Source organism: Rhabdaerophilum calidifontis (genome assembly GCF_008641065.1).
GTDB lineage: Bacteria > Pseudomonadota > Alphaproteobacteria > Rhizobiales > Beijerinckiaceae > Rhabdaerophilum > Rhabdaerophilum calidifontis.
This window is the reverse complement of sequence record NZ_VTRS01000001.1, coordinates 624,897-645,188: the sequence shown is the minus strand read 5'-3', so window position 1 is coordinate 645,188 and position 20,292 is coordinate 624,897. Positions and strand designations below refer to the sequence as shown.

The 20,292-nt window shown below is 68.4% G+C and carries 20 protein-coding genes; 6 read left to right on the top strand and 14 right to left on the bottom strand.

Translation table 11 applies throughout. From position 1 onward, the window contains the following. Positions 1 to 34 precede the first annotated feature (34 nt). Both FWJ24_RS03105 and FWJ24_RS03100 read left to right on the top strand, forming a co-directional pair. Complete coding sequence (locus FWJ24_RS03105) at positions 35 to 1,486, top strand: NAD-dependent succinate-semialdehyde dehydrogenase (protein WP_150286295.1); 1,452 nt, start codon at positions 35 to 37, stop codon at positions 1,484 to 1,486. Between the two features lie 68 nt (positions 1,487 to 1,554). Beyond that, positions 1,555 to 2,109 carry a YitT family protein gene (locus FWJ24_RS03100; protein ID WP_150286644.1) on the top strand — a complete coding sequence of 185 codons (555 nt, stop codon included), beginning with the start codon at positions 1,555 to 1,557 and terminating at the stop codon, positions 2,107 to 2,109. Positions 2,110 to 2,174: 65 nt separating this feature from the next. Here the strand turns inward: FWJ24_RS03100 and FWJ24_RS03095 are convergent, their stop codons facing one another. Together FWJ24_RS03095 and FWJ24_RS03090 are read right to left on the bottom strand one after the other, a co-directional pair. Then, positions 2,175 to 3,173, bottom strand: a complete 999-nt coding sequence (locus tag FWJ24_RS03095) for a tripartite tricarboxylate transporter substrate-binding protein (protein WP_150286294.1) — start codon at positions 3,171 to 3,173, stop codon at positions 2,175 to 2,177. 119 nt (positions 3,174 to 3,292) lie between these two features. Beyond that, positions 3,293 to 4,783: an FAD-binding oxidoreductase gene (locus FWJ24_RS03090; RefSeq protein WP_425468886.1), complete on the bottom strand. Its 1,491-nt coding sequence runs from the start codon at positions 4,781 to 4,783 to the stop codon at positions 3,293 to 3,295. 106 nt (positions 4,784 to 4,889) lie between these two features. Here FWJ24_RS03090 and FWJ24_RS03085 point away from each other — a divergent pair, with 106 nt between their 5' ends. Further along, entirely contained in the window at positions 4,890 to 5,891 is a 1,002-nt protein-coding gene (locus tag FWJ24_RS03085) for an NAD(P)H-quinone oxidoreductase (protein ID WP_150286293.1), read from the top strand. A gap of 3 nt (positions 5,892 to 5,894) precedes the next feature. Here the strand turns inward: FWJ24_RS03085 and FWJ24_RS03080 are convergent, their stop codons facing one another. Both FWJ24_RS03080 and FWJ24_RS03075 read right to left on the bottom strand, forming a co-directional pair. Next, a complete protein-coding gene (locus tag FWJ24_RS03080) occupies positions 5,895 to 6,170 on the bottom strand; it encodes a hypothetical protein (RefSeq protein ID WP_150286292.1) in 276 nt (91 codons plus the stop codon). A gap of 75 nt (positions 6,171 to 6,245) precedes the next feature. After that, positions 6,246 to 6,956 (bottom strand): response regulator transcription factor, encoded by a 711-nt coding sequence (locus FWJ24_RS03075; RefSeq protein WP_150286291.1) that lies wholly within the window; start codon positions 6,954 to 6,956, stop codon positions 6,246 to 6,248. Positions 6,957 to 7,272: 316 nt separating this feature from the next. On the opposite strand from FWJ24_RS03075, the gene FWJ24_RS03070 reads away from it, so the two are divergent. Beyond that, positions 7,273 to 7,878: an HAD-IA family hydrolase gene (locus tag FWJ24_RS03070; RefSeq protein WP_150286290.1), complete on the top strand. Its 606-nt coding sequence runs from the start codon at positions 7,273 to 7,275 to the stop codon at positions 7,876 to 7,878. Here FWJ24_RS03070 and FWJ24_RS03065 read toward each other — a convergent pair. The 8 genes from FWJ24_RS03065 to FWJ24_RS03030 all read right to left on the bottom strand — a co-directional run bounded on the left by FWJ24_RS03065 (position 7,875) and on the right by FWJ24_RS03030 (position 17,068). Further along, positions 7,875 to 8,183, bottom strand: coding sequence for a hypothetical protein (locus FWJ24_RS03065; RefSeq protein WP_150286289.1), 309 nt, complete (start codon positions 8,181 to 8,183; stop codon positions 7,875 to 7,877). The genes FWJ24_RS03070 and FWJ24_RS03065 overlap by 4 nt on opposite strands. A 5-nt stretch (positions 8,184 to 8,188) precedes the next feature. Then, positions 8,189 to 9,715, bottom strand: coding sequence for a phosphomannomutase/phosphoglucomutase (locus FWJ24_RS03060; RefSeq protein WP_150286288.1), 1,527 nt, complete (start codon positions 9,713 to 9,715; stop codon positions 8,189 to 8,191). A 100-nt stretch (positions 9,716 to 9,815) separates the two neighbouring features. Beyond that, complete coding sequence (locus tag FWJ24_RS03055) at positions 9,816 to 10,331, bottom strand: retropepsin-like aspartic protease family protein (protein WP_150286287.1); 516 nt, start codon at positions 10,329 to 10,331, stop codon at positions 9,816 to 9,818. Between the two features lie 145 nt (positions 10,332 to 10,476). Continuing rightward, a complete protein-coding gene (locus FWJ24_RS03050) occupies positions 10,477 to 12,126 on the bottom strand; it encodes an ABC transporter ATP-binding protein (protein WP_150286286.1) in 1,650 nt (549 codons plus the stop codon). Next, positions 12,123 to 13,331, bottom strand: coding sequence for an ABC transporter permease (locus FWJ24_RS03045; RefSeq protein WP_166443567.1), 1,209 nt, complete (start codon positions 13,329 to 13,331; stop codon positions 12,123 to 12,125). The genes FWJ24_RS03050 and FWJ24_RS03045 overlap by 4 nt, the downstream gene beginning before the upstream one ends. After that, positions 13,324 to 14,415 (bottom strand): microcin C ABC transporter permease YejB, encoded by a 1,092-nt coding sequence (locus FWJ24_RS03040; RefSeq protein ID WP_150286285.1) that lies wholly within the window; start codon positions 14,413 to 14,415, stop codon positions 13,324 to 13,326. Before FWJ24_RS03040 ends, FWJ24_RS03045 begins: the two co-directional genes overlap by 8 nt. Before the next feature lie 6 nt (positions 14,416 to 14,421). After that, a complete protein-coding gene (locus tag FWJ24_RS03035; RefSeq protein ID WP_246155482.1) occupies positions 14,422 to 16,350 on the bottom strand; it encodes an extracellular solute-binding protein in 1,929 nt (642 codons plus the stop codon). A 163-nt stretch (positions 16,351 to 16,513) separates the two neighbouring features. Beyond that, complete coding sequence (locus tag FWJ24_RS03030) at positions 16,514 to 17,068, bottom strand: c-type cytochrome (RefSeq protein ID WP_150286284.1); 555 nt, start codon at positions 17,066 to 17,068, stop codon at positions 16,514 to 16,516. A 157-nt stretch (positions 17,069 to 17,225) separates the two neighbouring features. On the opposite strand from FWJ24_RS03030, the gene FWJ24_RS03025 reads away from it, so the two are divergent. Continuing rightward, the gene (locus tag FWJ24_RS03025) at positions 17,226 to 17,963 is read left to right on the top strand and encodes a 3-deoxy-manno-octulosonate cytidylyltransferase (protein ID WP_150286283.1); all 738 of its coding nucleotides are present in this window, start codon (positions 17,226 to 17,228) and stop codon (positions 17,961 to 17,963) included. 12 nt (positions 17,964 to 17,975) lie between these two features. Further along, the gene (locus FWJ24_RS03020) at positions 17,976 to 18,830 is read left to right on the top strand and encodes a prephenate dehydratase (RefSeq protein WP_150286282.1); all 855 of its coding nucleotides are present in this window, start codon (positions 17,976 to 17,978) and stop codon (positions 18,828 to 18,830) included. Between the two features lie 35 nt (positions 18,831 to 18,865). Here FWJ24_RS03020 and nudC read toward each other — a convergent pair whose 3' ends face one another. Beyond that, entirely contained in the window at positions 18,866 to 19,819 is a 954-nt protein-coding gene (gene nudC, locus FWJ24_RS03015) for an NAD(+) diphosphatase (protein WP_150286281.1), read from the bottom strand. Continuing rightward, positions 19,816 to 20,232, bottom strand: a complete 417-nt coding sequence (locus tag FWJ24_RS03010) for an HIT domain-containing protein (protein WP_150286280.1) — start codon at positions 20,230 to 20,232, stop codon at positions 19,816 to 19,818. Before FWJ24_RS03010 ends, nudC begins: the two co-directional genes overlap by 4 nt. Positions 20,233 to 20,292: the final 60 nt, after the last annotated feature.

Genomic DNA, 20,292 nt, shown 5'->3' with positions numbered 1-20,292 from the left:
CGGCCCGGCCGGTCGCCCCATGCTGGAGTATGCCATGCTGACCAAGCTCGAATTCAGGCAGGAGAAGAATTTCATCGGCGGCGAATGGGTCGCGGCCGATGGCGGCGGCACGATCCGTGTCACCGATCCGGCAACCGGCGACGTGCTCGGCACCGTGCCGAATTGCGGCGCCGCCGAGACGCGGCGCGCCATCGAGGCCGCCCATGCCGCCTTCCCTGCCTGGCGGAAGAAGACCGCCGCCGAGCGGAGCGCGCTGCTCATGAAGCTCGCGCAACTCATCCGCGACAATACCGAGGCGCTCGCCACGCTTCTGACGATGGAACAGGGCAAGCCGCTCGCGGAGGCGCGCGGCGAGGTCGGCGGCTCGGCCGCCTATGTCCAATGGTTCGCGGAGGAGGCCCGCCGCGCCTATGGCGACGTGATCCCCTCGCCCTGGGGCGACCGGCGCATCCTCGTGACCAAGGAGCCGGTCGGGGTCGTCGGCGCGATCACGCCCTGGAACTTCCCGTCCTCGATGATCGCGCGCAAGCTCGGCGCCGCGCTCGCGGCCGGCTGCACGATCGTCGTCAAGCCGGCGGATCTGACGCCCTATTCGGGCCTGGCCTGGGGCCTGCTCTGCGAGAAGGCCGGCATCCCGGCCGGCGTGGTCAACATCGTCACCGGCGAGGCGCCGGCGATCGGCGCAGAGCTGACCGGCAACCCGCTGGTGCGCAAGATCACCTTTACCGGCTCCACCCCGGTCGGCAAGCTGCTCGCGGCGCAGAGCGCGCCGACGATGAAGCGCGTCTCGATGGAACTCGGCGGCAACGCGCCCTTCATCGTGTTCGACGACGCCGATCTCGACCGCGCGGTCGAGGGGGCGATGCTCGCCAAATACCGCAATGCCGGCCAGACCTGCGTGTGCACCAACCGGTTCTACGTGCAGGCCGGCATCCATGACACCTTCGCCGAGCGGCTGGCGGCGGCAGTGGCGACCGTGAAGGTCGGCAACGGGTTCGAGGCCGGCGTCCAGCTCGGCCCGCTGATCGATCAGCGCGCCCTTGCCAAGGTCGAGGCCCATCTCGCCGACGCCACCGGCAAGGGCGCGACGATCGTCACCGGCGGCGGCCGCCACGCGCTCGGCGGCAATTTCTTCGAGCCGACGGTCGTCAAGGGCGTGACGCAGACGATGCGCGTTGCCACCGAGGAGACCTTCGGACCGCTGGCGCCGATCTTCCGCTTCGAGACCGAGGAGGAGGTCGTCGGCTGGGCGAACGCCACCGAATACGGCCTCGCCGCCTATTTCTACACCCGCGACCTCGCCCGCGCCTTCCGCGTCGCCGAGGCGCTGAAATACGGCATGGTCGGCGTCAACGAGGGGCTAATCACCACCGAGGTCGCGCCCTTCGGCGGCGTCAAGGAATCGGGCATCGGCCGCGAGGGCTCGCGCTACGGCCTCGACGATTACATGGACGTGAAATACGTCTGCCTGGGCGGCATCGCGTGAGCGAGGCCGCGTCCCGGGCCGGCGACGTCGTCCGGCACGCGCTCTACGAGGATGCGCTGGCCATCCTGATGGCCACGCTCTTCGTTGCGTTCGGGCTGGTGATGTATACGGAGGCGGTGCTTGTCACGGGCGGCACCGCCGGCCTGGCGCTCCTCCTCCACCACGCGACCGGAACGGGGTTCTGGCTGGTTTTCTCGGCCCTGAACCTGCCCTTCTACCTGCTGGCCGCGCATCGGATGGGGATCGGCTTCGCCCTGCGCACCTTCGCAGCGGTGAGCCTCGTGGCGGTATTCACGGCGCTGGTGCCGCGCTGGGTCGCGTTCGCGCGGCTCGACCCGCTCTTCGCGACGCTGGTCGGCGGCGGGCTGATGGGGGTCGGGCTGCTGATGCTGTTCCGGCACCGCACCGCACTCGGCGCCGTCAATATCGTCGCGATGCATCTCCAGGAGCGCTGGGGCATCCGCGCCGGCTATTTCCAGCTCGGGCTCGACCTCGCGATCTTCGCCGGCGCCTTCTTCCTGCTCGAACCGCGGAACATCCTGCTCTCGGTTCTCGGCGCGGCGGTGGTCAACCTCACCCTGGCGATCAACCACCGCCCCGGCCGCTACATGGGCATGTCCTGACCCGGGCATGTCCTGACCTGAACCGGGCAGGCCGAACGGCCCGCCCGGTTCCAGCGCAAGGCGCGTTATTCGGCCTTGATGCCGGCCTTCTCGATGATGCCCTTCCAGTTCGCGATCTCCGCGACGAGCCGCTGGCGGAGGAAATCCGGGTTCGCCTGCTTCTCGGTGGCGGCGATGGTGGAGAGCGTGTCGAGGCGCTTGAGGATCGTCGGATCCTTGAGCGCGGCCTTGAGCGCACCGTTGAGCTTGGCGATCACATCCGCCGGCGTGCCCTTCGGCGCATAGAGCCCGTGCCAGATGGTGATCTCGAAATCCTTGATTCCGGATTCCGCGACCGTCGGCAGCTTCAGCGCCGCGACCGGGGCTTTCGAGGTCACGGCATGGGCCTTGACCGAGCCACCCTGGATCTGCGGCAGCGCCGAGGTGATCTGATCGCAGAGGAGATCGACCTTCCCGGACACGATATCGCTGAGCGCCGGGCCGGTGCCGCGATAGGGGATCTCGTTCATCCGGGCGCCGAGCGCGTTCTGGATCATCAGCCCGCAGAGATGCGAGCCGGAGCCGACCCCGGCATGGGCATAGGAGATCTTCTCGCCACCGGCCTTGATCTTCTGGAACAGCTCCGCCACCGAGCCGGCCGGGAAATCCTTCCGCGAAACCAGGACGAAGGCGCCGTCGGTCATCATGCCCACCGGCGCGAAATCGCCGACCGGATCGTAGGTCAGCGTCTTGTAGAGGCTCGCGGTCGTGGCGTGGCTGATATGCGAGACGAGAAGGGTATGCCCGTCCGGCGCGGCCTTCGCCACCCGGCCGATGCCGATCGTCGAGCCGGCGCCGGCGACATTCTCGACGATGACCTGCCCGCCCAATGTCTGCCCCATGGAGGCGGCGAAAAGCCGCGCGATCGTGTCGCTCGGCCCCCCGGCCGCGAAGGGCACGATGATCGTGACCGGTTTGGTGGGGAAGGCCCCGGCCGCTCCCGTGCCTGCGAGAACCAGCGCCGCCGCGCCCAGCGCCAGCGCCGCGCGCCGCCGGATATGCCTGAAAATCTCCACGCCGCTCATCCAATCCTCCCGGATATCCGCATCCCGTCTTGTCTTTCGCGCCCCGCCTGGGCAGAGCCGGCGCAAGTGTCCCGGAAGCGATCGAAACCCGCAAGCACCCTGAACGGGTAGCGGTCATTTCAGCCCGAATTTCCCGCGCCGCCCGCGGCGGGATCGAAAACCGGGCTTCCCGCATCGATCCGCACCACCTTGCCCGGATTGAGCAGGTTGAGCGGGTCGACCGCCCGCTTGATCACCGCCATCAGGGCCAGTGCCGCAGGGTCCTTGTAGCGCGGCAATTCATCGCGCTTGATCAGCCCAACGCCGTGTTCGGCCGCGATGGAGCCGCCGCGCGCATGCACCGCGTCATGGACGATCCGGTTGAAGCGATGCCATTCGGCGAGGAAGGCCGCCTTGTCCATGCCCGGCGGCTGGCTGAGATTGAAATGGATATTGCCGTCGCCGATATGACCGAAGGCGCAAGGGCGGATGCCCGGCATCGCCGCTTCGCAGGCGGCGATCGTCTCGACCATGAAATCGGCAACGCGCGAGATCGGCACCGAGACGTCATGCTTGATCGAGCCGCCCTCATGGCGCTGGCATTCCGACACCGCCTCGCGGATGCGCCAGAAATCCCCCGCCTCGCGCTGGCTCGCCGCGAGCGCAGCATCGAGCACCAGCCCCGCCTCCAGCGCCGCGCCGAGCACCTCGGTCAGTTGCTCGTCGAGTATCGCCCCGGCCTCCGGTGAGGTCAACTCCGCGAGCGCATACCAGGGCGCGGGCGCGCCGAGCGGATCGCGGCTGCCGGGCGCGTGCCGGAGCACGATCTCGAGTGCGAAGCGCGGCAGGATCTCGAACGTGGTCAGCCTTTCGCCCGCCGCTGCGCGCAGCCGCTCGAACAGCGCCACCACCGCGCCGGGATCCGCCGCCGCGATGAAGGCCGTCGCGCGGGCGCGCGGCAGCGGGAACAGCTTCAGCACCGCCGCCGTGACGATGCCGAGCGTGCCCTCCGAACCGATGAAGAGATGCTTGAGATCATAGCCGGCATTGTCCTTGCGGAGCCCCGAAAGCACGTCGAGAACCTGCCCGTCCGGCAAGACCGCCTCGATGCCCAGCACCAGGTCGCGCATATTGCCGTAGCGCAGCACCGCCGTCCCGCCGGCATTGGTGGCGATATTGCCGCCGATCGTGCACGAGCCTTCCGAGGCGAGCGAGAGCGGGAACAGGAAGCCCGCCGCCCGTGCCGCCTCCTGCACGTTCTGGAGCACTGCGCCGGCCTCGACCCGCAGCGTCGCGTTGGCCGCGTCGACCACCCCGATCCGGTTCATCCGTTCGAGCGAGAGCACGATGCCGCCGAAGGGCACGCCGCCGCCCGTGAGCCCCGTGCGGCCGCCGAGTGCGACGACCGGAACGCGATGCGCCCGCGCGAGCCGCATCAGCGCCGCCACCTCATCCGTGTTGCGGGGCCGGAACACCGCCCCGGCCTCGCCCTCGATCAGCCCGCGTGCCTCGACGAGATAGGGGCGGATACGATCCGGCGTCGTAAGCATGCCATCCTCGGGCAGGATCGCCCGCGCCGCATCGAGAAACCCGGAGGGGAGCCGCCCCGCCGCCTGCATCTCATCCGCCATCCTGCCGTTCATCCGCGCGATCCCGTTTGACCTTGCCGGGGTCGCATCCTATTCCAGCTTGCTGCCATTTCGGCAATCGATGCCGGCCCCGGAAGCGGAGTTCCCGATGCCTCTCCCCGCCCTGATGCAGCAGATCCGCTTCACCGCGCCGGGCGGCCCGGAGGTCATCGCCCTCGGGAGCGCGCCCGTCCCCCGACCGGGGCCGGGGCAGATCCTGCTGAAGGTCGCCTATGCCGGGGTCAACCGGCCGGATTGCCTGCAACGCGCCGGCGCCTATCCGCCACCGCCCGGCGCGCCGGAAATCCCCGGCCTGGAGGTCGCGGGAACCGTCGCCGCGCTCGGCGACGGGGTGGAGGGCTGGCGCCCGGGCGACCGGTTGACCGCGCTCGTCGCCGGCGGCGGCTATGCCGAATTCTGCCTCGTCGAGGCGCCGCTCGCGATGCCCATTCCCGAAGGACTCGGGCTGCTCGAGGCGGCCGCCCTGCCCGAGAACGTGCTGACCGTGTATGACAACATCGTCACGCGCGGCCGCCTCGCGCGGGGCGAGACCATCCTGATCCATGGCGGCGCGAGCGGCATCGGCTCCATCGCCATCCAGCTCGCGAAAGCGCTGGGCGCGCGGGTGCTGGCCACCGCCAGCGCCGGCAAGACCGGGTTCTGCCGCGATCTCGGCGCCGACCGCGCGATCGATTACAACGGCGAGGATTTCGTCGCCGTGGTGCGGGCCGAGACCGGGGGGCGCGGCGCCGACCTCATCCTCGACATGGTGGGCGGCGATTACATCGCCCGCAATCTCCGCTGCCTCGCCATCGAGGGCCGCCTCGTGCAGATCGCCTTCCTGCGCGGATCCGTGGCCGAGATCGATTTCCGTTTCCTGATGGTCCGGCGTCAGACGATCACCGGCTCGACATTGCGCCCGCGCACGCTCGCCGAGAAGCAGGCCGTGGCCGATGCGGTGCGGCGCGATGTCTGGCCCCTCGTCGCGGCCGGCGCGGTCCGGCCGCGCATCGACCGGGTCTTCCCGCTCGCCGAGGCGCGCGCCGCGCATGAGCGCATGGAATCCTCGCGGCATATGGGCAAGATCATGCTCGCGATGGCAGGCGGTTGAGCTTCAGCGCAGACGCAGCCGCCGGCCCGGCAGCAGAACAATGGTCGCGCCGCGCGGGATGCGCGGCTCGGTGCGGACAGCGCGCGGCGGCGCGGCGGATGCAGGCTGGCGCCGTGCAGCGTCCTCGCGGTCGAGGAGATCACCGAGCAGCGCCGAGCCCGGCTCGGGATCGATCGCGCCGACCGCCGGCCCCGCGGCCGCAACCGGCATGGCGGCCGATAGGGCCACGAAGAGCGGCAGAAGGCCCGGTAACAGACGAAACCCGGTGGCGCGACGCATGACTGATCCATCCGGAACCCGAAAAACGCCCGAGCATGGCATGAAGAGCTTCAGAAATGCTGAAACCCGGCGCGGTTATTCCTCGTGGAAGCCGGGCGACGCCGGGCTCTCGGGCAACGGGAAGCCGTCCTGCCTTCCGAACCGCACGGCCAGGCCAAACCGCCCGGCAATGCGGACAAGGTCGCGCCGGTCGCGCGCACCGGTCTTCTTGCGGATGTTGAGCCGGTGCGTCTCGATCGTGCGCACGCTGAGATCGAGCCGGCGGGCGATGGCCTTGCTGCTGAGCCCGGCCGCGATCAGGCCGAGCACCTCCTGCTCGCGCAGGGTCAGCGCCAATTCGCCCTGCCCGCGCCGCTCGCGCCCCGGCGCACCCGCGCAAGCCTGGAGCAGGCGCGCGGTGAGGAAGGCGCCGCCGCTCGCGACGGCACGCACCGCCGGCACGATATCGGCGGCGGCGTGATCGTCGAGCACGAACCCCCGCACCCCTGCCCGCACCAGCAGCGGCAGCACGCCGAGCTCATCGAGCGTCAGCAGCACGATGGCCCGCCGCTCCGGCCGCGCGCGCAATTCACGCTTGAGTGCCCGGATCAGGCGCGGCGGATCGGCGCTGATCCCGGCGATCACCATGTCCGGCGCCGGCGCGCCGCGCTCCGTCGGCCCTGGCGCGAAATCCTCGGCCACCCGGATCCCGCCGGCGAGCCTGGAAACCTCGAGCGCGATCTGGCACTCCGCGCGCGTGAGGAGATCCTGGTGGATGATTTCGATGAAGGGGCGGTCTGGCAGCACGGAGGATCACCTCAGCAGGCAGCAACAGGCGACCGCGACGAGTCCTGATTGTCGGGGCCACCCACGGGAATTGTGTTCTCCCATCGTTCTCGGAGCGTTGTCGGAACTCTCACCAGACAATCCTCGTGCCATACAACCATCATGGGGTGGAATCACCCTGATCGCAACCAGCAAGATATTGAAATACAATCATAAAGTGTATTCACGCATGCGAATATCCGTCTCTTGGCGGAATTCCGCCCCTCTCCGTCATGCGTTTGTGTCATTCGGGAACAAGGCTTGCGCCTCGATTCGGGACAGAGAAGGGTTCGCCGCGATGCTCTCCACGCTGGTTTTTGATGTCGGCAACGTGCTGATCCATTGGGATCCGGACCTGCTCTATCGCCGGCTGATCCCCGATCCTGCCGCACGCGCGGCCTTCTTTCGCGACATCTTGCCGCCGGACTGGAACCGCGAGCAGGATCGCGGACGCCCCTGGGCCGAGGCCGAGGCCGAGCGCATCGCATTGTTTCCCGAGAAGGCCGAGCTGATCCGTGCCTTCCGCGCCGAATGGCACGACATGGTTCCGCACGCGCTGGACCGCAATGTCCGCCTGCTGGAAACGGCGCGGGAGAAGGGCATCCCCTGCTACGCGATCACCAATTTCGCGGCCGACACCTTCGCGGAGACGCAGGAGCGGTTTCCGTTCCTGACCGCGTTCGACGGCATCGTCGTCTCCGCCGCCGAGCAACTCCTCAAGCCGGATCCGGCGATCTTCACGCTCTTTCTCGACCGCTATGGCCGCCGCGCCGAGGAATGCCTGTTCATGGACGACAGCGCCGCCAATGTCGCGGCCGCAGCGGCATTGGGATTCGCGACGATCCTCGTCATGCCGGAAACCGACCTCGCAGCCGAAGTGCGGGCGTACGGCTTCCGGGTCTAATCGCCGCCCCCGCCGCCGCCATCACCCCCGCCGCCATCGCCGCCACTGCCGTCACCCGAATCGGACGCGGCCAGCCCCTCGACGAGATCCGCGAGCCAGGACCCTTCGGCCGGATTCTCCGGCAGGGAACCGCGCAGCGCGGCGACCACGCCGCCGGCGATCCCCAGTCCGCAAGCGAGGAAGACGAACGCCGTCGCACCCGCCGAAAGGCCGAGAAACGCGAGACCGAGGCCGGCGGCGAGCAGGAGCATCGCGTAAAACGGTCCGCGCCGCAGGATCCGGCCGAGAAGGCGGAAGCCGCGCATGGCGCTCAGATCGTCTGGTTATAGGCGCCGACCTCGCGGTTCTCGCGCAGGATGGCGTCGATCGCCGCGAACATCTCCCGCATGCGCGCCTCGGAGACCGGGCTCTCGACCACGACCACGAGTTCCGGCTTGTTCGAGGACGCGCGAACGAGCCCCCAGGTGCCGTCCTCGGCGGTGACGCGCACGCCGTTCACCGTCACGACATCGCGGATCGGCTGCCCGGTAATGGTTTCGCCGGCCGCAGCCATGTCGGTGATGCGCTTCACAACCCGCGCAACGACCTCGTATTTGATCTCGTCATCACAATGCGGACTCATGGTCGGCGAGCCCCAGGTCTTCGGCACGGCCCGATAGAGATCGGCCATCGAACGGCCGGGGTTGCGGTCGAGCATGTCGATCACCGCGATGGCGGTGACGATCCCGTCGTCATAGCCGCGGCCGACCGGGGCGTTGAAGAAGAAATGGCCGCTCTTCTCGAAGCCGGCGAGCGCGTTGAGTTCGCTCACCCGCTTCTTGATGTAGGAATGGCCGGTCTTCCAGAAATCGGTCCGGGCGCCGAGGCGGATCAGCTCGGGATCGGTCGCGAACAATCCGGTCGATTTCACGTCCACCACGAAGGTCGAGCCGGGATGCAGCGTCGAGAGATCGCGCGCGAGCATCACGCCGATCTTGTCGGCGAAGATCTCGTTGCCCTCGTTGTCCACCACACCGCAGCGATCACCGTCGCCGTCGAAGCCGAGACCGACATCCGCGCCATGCGCCTTCACCGCCTCGGCGATGGCATGGAGCATCTTCATGTCCTCGGGGTTCGGGTTGTAGCGCGGGAAGGTGTGATCGAGTTCGACATCGAGCGGGATCACCTCGCAGCCCAGCGCCTCGAGGATCTGCGGCGCGAAGGCGCCGGCGGTGCCGTTGCCGCAGGCCGCGATCACCTTGAGCTTGCGGGTGATGCGCGGCCGGTTGGTCAGGTCCTTGAAATAGAGGTCATAGAGATTGTCCACGAAGGTATATCCGCCGCCGCCATCGAGCGCGAAGGCGCCGGAGAGCACGATCTCCTTGAGGCGGCCCATCTCGTCCGGCCCGAAGGTCACCGGCCGCTGGCAGCCCATCTTCACGCCGGTCCAGCCATTGTCGTTATGCGAGGCCGTAACCATCGCCACCGCCGGCACGTCGAGCGCGAACTGCGCGAAATAGGCCATCGGCGACAGCGCGAGCCCGATATCGACCACCTGGCAGCCGGATGCCATCAGCCCGGCGACGAGCGCCAGCTTGATCGAGGCCGAATAGCCGCGGAAATCGTGCCCGACGACGACGCGCCGCTCGATACCGCGCTCCTTGAGGAAGGTGCCGAGGCCGATGCCGAGCGCCTGGATGCCCATCAGGTTGATCTCGGGCGCCTTGTCGGAGCCGGGATGCCCGAACCACCAGCGCGCATCGTATTCGCGGAAGCCGGTCGGCTTCACGAGCGGAATGGTCTCGAAGGCGCGCGTGTTGGGGGCGATCGCGGGGAGCGGCGTCGGAAAGGCGGTCATGGGGGGATCCGTTCGGTTGAACATGCACGCCGAATAGCGCGCAAGGCATGAACATTCGACAACATCGCGCGCCGATACGGCGAAAATCGTCCCGCACGGGCTATTGTTTCAGAACCAGCGTGCCGCCCTGCATCTCGAACCCGGCGAGCCGCTTGAGGAAGCTCATGCCGAGCAGCGTGCCCTTCAGCGCCCCCGGCGGCAGGATCGCCGCCTCGACATCGCGGACGACGATCGATTGCAGCCGCAATTCGGCGATCCGCACCCGTGCGGCCCGCACCTCGCCGTTCGCGGTCTGCATCCGCGCGGTATAGGCGTCGCGCGGCGCTTCCAGCCCGGCGGCGCGCGCATCCTCCGCCGAGAGCACCACGATCGAGGCGCCGGTATCGACAAGCACCCGCACGAAGCGACCGTTGATCTGCGCATCCGTCTGGAAATGTCCGCGATTGTCGCCCCGGAGCGCGACGACGCGCGACCCGGCGACGACCGGCGCGGAAGCCTGCACAACCGTCCCGGCAGCCGGCACCGTCCCGGGCTCCGCGAGCCTGTCGCCGAGAACGAGCCCCGCCCCGGCGAAGAACGCGGCCAGCACCAGCGCCAATCCGACAATCCTGCCCATCGCCGCGAATCCTGATCCCCGCATGGCCTCGGGCGCGATGCCGTGCGATCCGTTCCCGCGCCCGATGACGCGCAGCATAGCGCCATGGCGCTACCAAACCGTCCCGGCCACCCCTCCGAAACGCGGCGATCCGGTTAGGTCGGTGCTAACCCTGCCGGGGCGCGGGCGGCGCGGCATCCGCGAGGCTGAACGCCGCGCGGAACAGGTCGCGCGTATAATCCTCGCGCGGCGCCGCGAACAATGCCGCCGCCGGCCCCTGCTCGACCACGCGCCCGTTGCGCATGACGATCACATGGCTCGCCAGCGCCCGCACCACCTTGAGATCGTGGCTGATGAACAGATAGGCGAGCTGCCGGCGGATCTGGAGCGTGCGCAGCAGATCGACGATCTGCGCCTGAACGCTCATGTCGAGCGCCGAGGTCGGCTCGTCGAGAACGACGAATTTCGGGTCGAGCGCCATGGCTCGCGCGATGGCGATGCGCTGGCGCTGGCCGCCCGAGAATTCGTGCGGATAGCGGTCCATCGCCGCCGGATCGAGCCCGACATCGTCGAGCGCGCGCGCGACGATCGTCCGTGCCTGCGCGCTCCGCAGGCCGGGCTCCTGGATGTAAAGCCCTTCCGCGACGATCTCCGCCACGGACATGCGCGGCGAGAGCGAGCCGTAGGGGTCCTGGAAGACGATCTGCATGTCCTTGCGCAGCGGCCGCAAAGCCCGGCTGCCGAGCGCGTGGATATCGCGCCCCAGAACGGCAATCCGCCCCTCGGAGCGGATGAGCCGCAGGATCGCCTGGCCGAGCGTCGTCTTGCCGGACCCGGACTCGCCGACGATCCCCAGCGTCTCGCCGGCGCGGACGGTGAGGGAGATCCCGTCCACGGCCTTGACATGGCCGGTCACGCGCCGAAGGAGGCCGCCGCGCACCGGGAAATGCACCTTGATGTCGCGCGCCTCGACGACAACCGGCGCCCCGGCATGCGGCAGGGCGGGTTCGCCCTTGGGCTCGGCCGCGAGAAGCGCGCGGGTATAGGAATGGCGCGGCCCGGCGAAGACCGCCCCGACGGGACCATGCTCCACCACCGCGCCCTGCTTCATCACCATGACGCGATGCGCGACCCGGCGCACGAGACCGAGATCATGGGTGATGAACAGCATCGCCATGCCCGTCTCGCGCTGGAGATCGCGCAGCAGGTCGAGGATCTTCGCCTGCACGGTCACGTCGAGCGCGGTCGTCGGTTCGTCGGCGATCAGGAGGTCCGGCGCGTTGGCGAGCGCCATCGCGATCATCACCCGCTGGCGCTGGCCGCCGGAGAGCTGGTGCGGATAGGCGCCGAGTCGGGTCGCGGGATCCCGGATGCCGACCTTCGCCAGCAAGTCGAGCACCTGGGCGCGCGCCGCCTCGCCCGAAAGCCCGCGATGCACGGCGAGAATCTCGCCGATCTGCCGCTCGATCGTGTGGAGCGGGTTGAGCGAGGTCATCGGTTCCTGGAACATCATCGAGATCGCGTTGCCGCGCACGGCCCGGAGCCGCTCCTCGTCGGCCGAGAGCAGATCAAGCACCGCGCCGCTGCGCGGCCGGAACAGGATCTCGCCCGAAGGATGCGAGGCCGCGGGGTAATTGAGCAGCCGCACGATCGACAATGCCGAGACCGATTTCCCGGACCCGGATTCGCCGACGATCGCCAGCGTCTCGCCGCGGTCGATCTCGAACGAGACGCGATCGACCGCGAGCGTTTCCGCCTTGCCATGCCGGAAGGCGACGGAGAGATCCCGGACGGAGAGAAGCGGCGCGGCGCTCATCCGAAGCTCTTCCGCGGATCGAAGGCATCCCGCACCGCCTCGCCGATGAAGACCAGCAGCGAAAGCATCGTCGCGATCACAACGAAGCCGGAAATGCCGAGCCAGGGCGCCTGGAGGTTCGACTTTCCCTGCTGGAGCAACTCCCCGAGCGAGGGCGAGCCCGGCGGCAGCCCGAAGCCGAGATAATCGAGCGAGGTCAGCGTGGTGATGGAAGCGTTGACCACGAAGGGCAGATAGGTCAGCGTCGCCACCATCGCGTTGGGCAGCATGTGGCGGACCATGATCTGCCGGTCGGAAAGTCCCAAGGCACGGGCGGCGTTGACATATTCGAAATTGCGCGCGCGAAAGAACTCCGCCCGCACGATGCCGACCAGCGTCGTCCATTTGAACAGGAGCAGGATGCCGAGCAGGATCAGGAAGCTCGGCGTGATCACCGCCGAGAGGATGATCAGCAGGTAGAGCTGCGGCATCGAGGTCCAGATCTCGATGATCCGCTGCCCAATGAGATCGATCCAGCCGCCGAAATAGCCCTGCACCGCCCCCGCAGCGACGCCGATCACCGACGAGACCAGCGCCAGGACCAGCCCGAATAGCACCGAGATGCGGAACCCGTAGATGAGCCGCGCCGCGACATCGCGGCCGCGATCATCGGTGCCGAGCCAGTTCCATTCGAGATCCTGGCAGCCGCTGCCGCCGCGCTTTGCCGCGATGGGCGCGCATTGCGCCTCCGTCAGCCACCAGGTTGGCGGCGAGGGCGCGGGCGTCGGCAGATCGCGCTGGATCGTCTGATGATGGAAGCGGATCGGCGGAAAGACGAGGAAGCCATGGGCGCGGATCTCGTCGGCGATCACCGGGTCGCGGTAATCCGTCACCGCGAGGAAGCCGCCGAATTTCTCCTCCGGGTAATCGATGAGCACCGGAAACAGCCATTCGCCCTTGTAACGGCCGATGATGGGCCGATCATTGGCGATGAACTCGGCGAACAGCGTCAGCACGAACAGCACGAGAAACAGCCAGAAGGCCCAGTAGCCGCGCCGGTTGGCACGGAAATTCTGAAGCCGGCGGCGGTTGAGCGGCGAGAGGCGGATGAAGCGGCCGAGAACGCCGCCCATCGGCGGCAGCGGCGGCGCCTCCGGCACCCGCGCCGCCGCGCTGAGCCCGCCCGCTGCGCCGGTCTCCGCGCCCCGTTCCACCGGCTCAGACATCGCGCGCCTCGAAATCGATGCGGGGATCGATCAGCGTGTAGGTGAGATCGGTGATCAGCGTGATGACGAGCCCCATCAGCGCGAAGATATAGAGCGTCGCGAACACGACCGGGTAATCGCGGTCGAGCGTCGACTGGAACGAGAGATAGCCGAGCCCGTCGAGCGAGAAGATCGTCTCGATCAGCAGCGCCCCGGTGAAAAAGGCATGGATGAACGCGCCGGGAAACCCGGCGATGACGATCAGCATCGCGTTGCGGAAGACATGGCCATAGAGCACGCGGCGCTCGGTCAGCCCCTTCATCCGCGCGGTCAGGACATATTGCTTGCGGATCTCGTCGAGGAAGGAATTCTTGGTCAGCAGCGTCAGGGTCGCGAATTGCGAGATCACCATCGCCGTTACCGGCAGGGCGATGTGCCAGGCATAATCCGCCACCTTGCCGAGCGGCGACAAGTCCGCGAAATTGGCCGAAGTGAGCCCGCGCAGCGGGAAGATCTGCCAGAACGATCCGCCCGCGAACAGAACCACCAGCAGCACCGCGAAAAGGAAGCTCGGGATCGCGTAGCCGATCACGATCACCGCGCTCGTCCAGACATCGAAGGCCGTGCCGTCGCGCCGCGCCTTGGCGATGCCGAGCGGGATCGAGATCGCGTAGGAGATCAGCGTCATCCACAAGCCGAGCGAGATCGAGACCGGGAGCTTCTCCTTGATCAGGTCGATCACGCTCGCATCGCGGAAGAAGGAGCGGCCGAAATCGAAGCGCGCGTAATCGCCGACCATCTTGAGGAAGCGCTCATGCGCCGGCTTGTCGAAGCCGAACTGGCGCTCCAGCTCCTTGATGAAGGCCGGGTCGAGCCCCTGCGCGCCGCGATAGGCCGAGCCCGCATCGGCCTGGACCGCGTTGGCGCCGATATCACCCGCCCCCCCGCCGAGCCGGCTCTGGGCGGAATCCTGCCCCTGGATCTGGGCGATGATCCGCTCGACCGGCCCGCCGGGCGCGAACTGGATGATGACGAAGGACAGGGCCAGGATCCCGAGCAGGGTGGGAATCATCAGCGCCAGGCGACGGAGGATATAGGCGAGCATGGCGGCCTATTTCCCGAGCTTCCGCGCCTTCTCGGCGTCATACCACCAGATGCCGGCCGCCACGCTGTCCGCCGTTCCGGAGGCGAGCGCCGGAAAGGGCTCGGGCTTGCCGAACAGGTCCCAATAGGCGAGCCGCCGGTCGCCGGAATACCAGGCCGAAACCCAGTAGCGCCCGGCGCGGAGCAGCCGGTCGAGCACGCGGGTGGCGATCGTGAGGTCTTCGCGCGTCCCGGCTGCGACGATCCGCTCGAGGATCGCATCGATGGCCGGATCGGCGATGCCGGAGAGGTTGCGCGCGCCCGGCACATTCGCGAATTCGGAGCCGAAGATCAGCTTGAGTGAATCGCCCGGCGTCATGGACATCGCGTAGCGGCGCATCACCAGGTCGAAATCGAAATCCTGCACCCGGCGCTGGAACTGGGCGGGATCGATCACCCGGATATTCGCCTCGATGCCGATCGCGCGCAGCCCATTGACGAAGCCGGTCGTGTGGCGGTTGAGCGCATTGTCATCCTCGAGGAACTCGATCGTGATCGGCTTGCCGTCGGGCAGGCGCATCTTGCCGTCCTGCCCGCGCCGGCACCCGGCCTCGGCGAGAAGCTGCGCCGCCTTGCGCAGCACCGCGCGGTCCTGCCCCGAACCATCCGTCACCGGTGCCGAATAGGGCTCGCCGAACACCTCGTCCGGAACCTTGCCGCGTAAGGGTTCGAGGAGCGCCAGTTCCTGCGGCGAGGGCTTGCCCGCCGCCTTGAGCGGCGAATTCTCGAAATAGGAATTCGTCCGCTTGAAGAGCCCGTACATCAGGTTCTTGTTGGTCCACTCGAAGTCGAAGCAGAGCGCGATCGCCTCGCGCACGCGGGGATCCTTGAATTGCGGCCGGCGCGTGTTGATGAACCAACCCTGCGTGCCGGAGGGACGGCCATCCGCCACCACCTCGCGCTTCACGCGCCCGTCCCGCGCCGCGGGAAAATCGTAGCGCGTCGCCCAGATGATCGAGGTGAACTCCTCGCGGAAGGTGAAGGTGCCGGCGGTGAAGGCCTGAAACGCCGCCTCGCGATCGCGGAAATATTCGTAGCGGATGCGGTCGAAATTGCCCTGCCCGACCGAAACCGGAAGATCCTTCGCCCAGTAATCCTCGACCCGACGGAAGACGATCGTCCGGCCCTGATCGATCCGCTCGACCCTGTAGGCCCCGGAACCGAGCGGGCTCTCGAGCGTCGCCGCCTCGAAATCGCGGCTGGCGTAATAGGCTTTCGACAGGATCGGCAGGCCGGCGACGATCAGCGGCAATTCGCGCGAGCGGCCCGCCTCGAACCGGAACTCGACCGTGAGGGGATCGAGCGCGCGCGCCTCGGCGACACGCCGCAGCAATTGCCGGTAGGTGGGGTAGGCCTTCTCGCCCTTCAGCGTTTCGAGCGTAAAGACGACATCCTCGGCACGCAGCGGCGAGCCATCATGAAACCGCGCCTCGGGCCGCAGCGCAAAACGATAGCGGAGCCCGTCGGCGCTGGCCCGCACCGATTTCGCGACAAGCCCGTAGAGCGAATCCGGTTCGTCAGCCGAGCCGGCCATCAGGCTGTCGAAGATCAGCCCCATCCCGGCCGCGCCATTGCCCTTCTGGGAATAGATGTTGAGCGTGTCGAAGGTGAGGAAGTTCTGGTTCCCGCCGGTGCTGCCGACCTGGAGCGCGATCTCGCCACCTTTCGGCGCGTTCGGATTCACATAATCGAAATGCCGGAAATCCGGCGGATAGCGGAGATCGCCGAAGATCGACATGCCATGGCGTTCGGGGCCGAATTCCGGTTCCGCGGGCTGCGCGGCCGCGGGCAGACGCGGCAGGATCGTCGCAACCCCGATATGGGCACCGAAGCGGAGCGCTGCGCGGCGCGTCATCGCCGGGCGCGCGTGCCGCGGGGGGCCGTTCCATTCCGCCATGCCGTCTCCTCGGGCCGGACCCGCCTTCCCCACCGAATCGGTGCAGCGGGTCAGGCCGAGAATATGCCGCACCGGTGCGGCATGGCCAGCCCGCTGCGCGCCCCCTCCGCATAACAACAAAAAAGGGCCGGAACCGGCCCTTTCCCGTGCGCGAGACGCGCGCTTATTGCGGCAGCGGCGCCGGCTGGTCCGCGAGGCTGCGCAGATAGGCGATGATATTCGCGCGCTCATCCGGCCGCGCGACGCCGGCAAACCCCATCGAGGTGCCGGAGATGTAGCCCTTCGGGTTCTTGATGAAGGCGTCGAGCGCCTCGTAATCCCATTTCTCGCCCTTGCCGGCACGCTCCTTAAGCGCGGCGGAATAGTTGAACCCCGCCTTGGCGCCCTTGGCATTGGCGACCACGCCCCAGAGCGCCGGTCCCTGGCCGTTCTTGCCGTCCTTCACGAACTGGTGGCAGGAGGCGCATTTCTTGGCCGCAGCCTCGCCCTTGCCGACATCCGCGCTCGCGAGCCGCTTGGCGATCGGCTCCTCGGCCGCCGCAGCCGCCGGCGCCGCGCCCTGTCCGCCGCCGGCGGCGGTGTTGTCGGGCAATTCGTAGCCCGCCTTCTGCATGGCTTTCGGCGCCACCAGCGCGCTGGAGAAGAACCCGATGCCCATCGCCAGCGTCAGCGTGCCGAGGATGGCCCCGGCGATCTTGTTGACTTCGTTCGAATCCATGCCTGCAACCCCGTGGCCCCGGCGCGGAGGAGCCGGAACGCTTCGCGAAACCTTGGCTGATTACCCGCTTTCAATGGCGGATTGCAACCCGTATAAGCGCGTCCTTGTTGCTACGTTCCGCCACTCCGGCCGAAGCTGACCTCCCGTGCGTTCCGCCATGTCCGATCCGATCATCGTCATCCCCGCCCGCATGGCCGCGCTGCGGCTTCCCGGCAAGCCGATGGCCGACATCAACGGCCTCCCTATGATCGTGCATGTCTGGCGCCGGGCCGGCGAGGCCGGGATCGGCCCGGTGATCGTCGCGACCGATTCGGACGAGATCGCCCGCGCGGTCCGGCAGGCCGGCGGCGAAGCGGTGATGACCCGCGCCGACCATCCGTCCGGCTCGGACCGCATCCATGAGGCGGTCGAGCGTTTCGACCCCGAGGGCCGGCACGACGTCGTCGTCAATGTCCAGGGCGACCTGCCGACGATCGACCCGCGGATCATCGCCGATTCGCTCCTGCCGCTCGCCGATCCCGCCGTCGAGATCGCGACGCTCGCCGCGATCATCCGCCGCGAGGAGGAGCGCACGGCGAGCCATGTCGTGAAGGCGATCGGCACGCCGATCGGAACCCGCCGGCTGCGCGCGCTCTATTTCACGCGCGCCACCGCGCCGTGGGGCGAGGGCGATCTGCTTCACCATATCGGCCTCTATGCCTATCGCCGGGCGGCGCTGCGCCGCTTCGTGGCGCTGCCGCCCTCCCCGCTCGAGATGCGGGAGAAGCTCGAGCAGCTCCGCGCGCTGGAAGCGGGGATGCGGATCGACATCGTCACGGTCGAGACCGTGCCGCTCGGGGTCGACACCCCGGACGACCTCGCGCGCGCCCGCACCATGCTCGCGCCCGCCAGCTAGACAGGAGCATCCATGCCGAAGGTCATCGCGTTCCAGGGCGAGCGGGGCGCCAATTCCGAGATCGCCTGCAACGAGGTCTATCCCGATTGGGAGGCGCTGCCCTGCGCGACCTTCGAGGATGCCTTCGCCGCGCTCGGCGACCGCAGCGCCGATCTCGCGATGATCCCGATCGACAATTCGATCGCCGGCCGCGTGGCCGATATCCATCACCTGCTGCCGGGCTCGGGCTTCCACATCATCGGCGAGCATTTCCTGCCGATCCATTTCCACCTGATGGCGCCGAAGGGCGCGACGCTCGCAACAATCCGCGAGGCGCAGAGCCATATCATGGCGCTCGGCCAGTGCCGCCGCACCTTGCGGAAGCTCGGCCTGAAGCCCGTGGTGGCGGCGGATACGGCGGGCTCGGCACGGCAGGTCGCGGAAGCGGGCGACGTGACCCGCGCCGCGATTGCACCCCGCCTCGCCGCCACGGTCTACGGCCTCGAAATCCTCGCCGAGGACATCCAGGACGAGAACCACAACACCACCCGCTTCGTCATTCTCGCGCGCGAGCGCCGCGACGCGCCGGCTGATTCCGGCCCAGTGATGACGAGCTTCGTCTTCCGGGTGCGCAACGTGCCGGCGGCGCTCTACAAGGCGATGGGCGGCTTCGCGACCAACGGCGTCAACATGACCAAGCTCGAGAGCTACATGATCGAGGGCCAGTTCTCGGCGACGCAGTTCTATGCCGAGGTCGAGGGCCACCCCGAGGCGCGGCCGCTCCGCCTCGCGCTCGAGGAATTGCAGTTCTTCTCGAAGGAATTGAAGGTGCTCGGCACCTATCCCGCGCATCCCTACCGCGCGCAGATCGCCCCGCCGGCGGAATGACGCGCGCCGGCGCGGGAGCCCGGAACGGCCGCCCCTCACGCCCCCGCGAAATGCCGGATGAGATGATTCGCGATCGCCATCCCGACCGGCACGGTGATCCCCTCGGGATGCCGTCCTTCGATCATCAGCTTCACCGCATCGCGCGAGAACCAGCGGCAATCCTCGAGTTCGTCGAGATCGACGGCGATCCTGGTCGAGCGGGCCTCCACGAAGGCGCCGATCATCAGGCTCATCGGGAAGGGCCAGGGCTGGTTCGCAAGGATGGTGACGCGCCCGCCGAGGATCCCGGCCTCCTCGAAGGTCTCGCGGCGCACCGCATCCTCGATCGTCTCGCCGGGCTCGACGAAGCCCGCGAGGCAGGAATACATGCCCGGCGGAAAGCGCGGCGAGCGGCCGAGCAGGCAGTTCTCGCCGTCGATCGTCAGCATGATGACCACCGGGTCCGTGCGCGGGAAATGCTCCGCCGAGCAGGAGTCGCACACGCGTTTCCAGCCGGCTTCGGCGATCCGCGTCGGCGCACCGCAATTGGCGCAGAACCGGTGCCGGGCATGCCAGTGCAGCATCGCCTTGCCCTGCGCGATCGCGCCGAGATCGGCCGGGGCGAGGCGGGCCTCGATCGCCAGCGCCCGCAGGCCGACCAGCGTCAGCGCCGGATCGGCCTTGAGCATCTCCGCCTGCCCCGGATCGATCGCCACGGCGAAGCGCGCCGCCTCGCCGTCCCGCCCGAGGAAGAGCGTCTCGGCATGATGATCCGGCAGCGGCAGCGCCGGCCGGGTGAAGAGCGGCGCGTATCCCTCGCTCCGCAGCACGGCATGATCGCCGCAGAAGGCGTAGAACCGCGTCTCCGGGCGGCCGAGCAGGGCTTCGACGATCTCCGGCCGGGCGCGGAACTGGGCCGAGCGGTCGAGCGCGCCATGGGCGAAGCCGAGCCCTTCCGGCGCACCCGTCTCCATCAGCGGCCGGAACAGCAGAGGCGCCGCGCCATTCATCGCGCGAGCGCCTCGCTCAGCCGGTCGATCAGCGGGCCGGCCATGTGCGGCGGATAGGGCCGGCGCTCGCCATGCCCCCAGACCGGGCCGGGCCAGGCGGGATCGGACTGGAAGCGGCCGACGACATGGACATGGAGCTGCCGGACTATATTGCCGAGCGCGCCGATATTGAGCTTGTCCGGCGCCGAGACCGCGCGCAAGGCCGCAGCGGCGCGCAGGGTCTCGTCGAAGAGCTGGCGACGATCCGCCTCCGCAAGATCGAGGATCTCGGTGATCCCGGCACGGCGCGGCACGAGCATGAGCCAGGGGAAGCGCGCATCGTCGAACAGGAAGATTGTCGAGAGCGGCAGATCGTGAAGCGCGATCCCCACCTCGTCGAGGCGCGGGTCGAGGACGAAACCGGTTTCCGGCATGGGCGTTCCTGCGCGGGGCTTGGGGCTCCATCTTCTAGCGAAGCGCGCAGCGCTCCGCCA

Bases quoted from the DNA above. Each gene is read 5' to 3' on its own strand.
- FWJ24_RS03100 (WP_150286644.1), top strand. From the start codon at position 1,555: ATGGCCACGCTCTTCGTTGCGTTCGGGCTGGTGATGTATACGGAGGCG.
- FWJ24_RS03070 (WP_150286290.1), top strand. From the start codon at position 7,273: ATGCTCTCCACGCTGGTTTTTGATGTCGGCAACGTGCTGATCCATTGG.
- FWJ24_RS03090 (WP_425468886.1), bottom strand. From the start codon at position 4,783: ATGGCGGATGAGATGCAGGCGGCGGGGCGGCTCCCCTCCGGGTTTCTC.
- FWJ24_RS03060 (WP_150286288.1), bottom strand. From the start codon at position 9,715: ATGACCGCCTTTCCGACGCCGCTCCCCGCGATCGCCCCCAACACGCGC.
- FWJ24_RS03035 (WP_246155482.1), bottom strand. From the start codon at position 16,350: ATGGCGGAATGGAACGGCCCCCCGCGGCACGCGCGCCCGGCGATGACG.
- FWJ24_RS03105 (WP_150286295.1), top strand. From the start codon at position 35: ATGCTGACCAAGCTCGAATTCAGGCAGGAGAAGAATTTCATCGGCGGC.
- FWJ24_RS03095 (WP_150286294.1), bottom strand. From the start codon at position 3,173: ATGAGCGGCGTGGAGATTTTCAGGCATATCCGGCGGCGCGCGGCGCTG.
- FWJ24_RS03085 (WP_150286293.1), top strand. From the start codon at position 4,890: ATGCCTCTCCCCGCCCTGATGCAGCAGATCCGCTTCACCGCGCCGGGC.
- FWJ24_RS03040 (WP_150286285.1), bottom strand. From the start codon at position 14,415: ATGCTCGCCTATATCCTCCGTCGCCTGGCGCTGATGATTCCCACCCTG.
- nudC (WP_150286281.1), bottom strand. From the start codon at position 19,819: ATGAATGGCGCGGCGCCTCTGCTGTTCCGGCCGCTGATGGAGACGGGT.
- FWJ24_RS03030 (WP_150286284.1), bottom strand. From the start codon at position 17,068: ATGGATTCGAACGAAGTCAACAAGATCGCCGGGGCCATCCTCGGCACG.
- FWJ24_RS03050 (WP_150286286.1), bottom strand. From the start codon at position 12,126: ATGAGCGCCGCGCCGCTTCTCTCCGTCCGGGATCTCTCCGTCGCCTTC.
- FWJ24_RS03055 (WP_150286287.1), bottom strand. From the start codon at position 10,331: ATGGGCAGGATTGTCGGATTGGCGCTGGTGCTGGCCGCGTTCTTCGCC.
- FWJ24_RS03020 (WP_150286282.1), top strand. From the start codon at position 17,976: ATGCCGAAGGTCATCGCGTTCCAGGGCGAGCGGGGCGCCAATTCCGAG.
- FWJ24_RS03065 (WP_150286289.1), bottom strand. From the start codon at position 8,183: ATGCGCGGCTTCCGCCTTCTCGGCCGGATCCTGCGGCGCGGACCGTTT.
- FWJ24_RS03010 (WP_150286280.1), bottom strand. From the start codon at position 20,232: ATGCCGGAAACCGGTTTCGTCCTCGACCCGCGCCTCGACGAGGTGGGG.
- FWJ24_RS03025 (WP_150286283.1), top strand. From the start codon at position 17,226: ATGTCCGATCCGATCATCGTCATCCCCGCCCGCATGGCCGCGCTGCGG.
- FWJ24_RS03045 (WP_166443567.1), bottom strand. From the start codon at position 13,331: ATGTCTGAGCCGGTGGAACGGGGCGCGGAGACCGGCGCAGCGGGCGGG.
- FWJ24_RS03080 (WP_150286292.1), bottom strand. From the start codon at position 6,170: ATGCGTCGCGCCACCGGGTTTCGTCTGTTACCGGGCCTTCTGCCGCTC.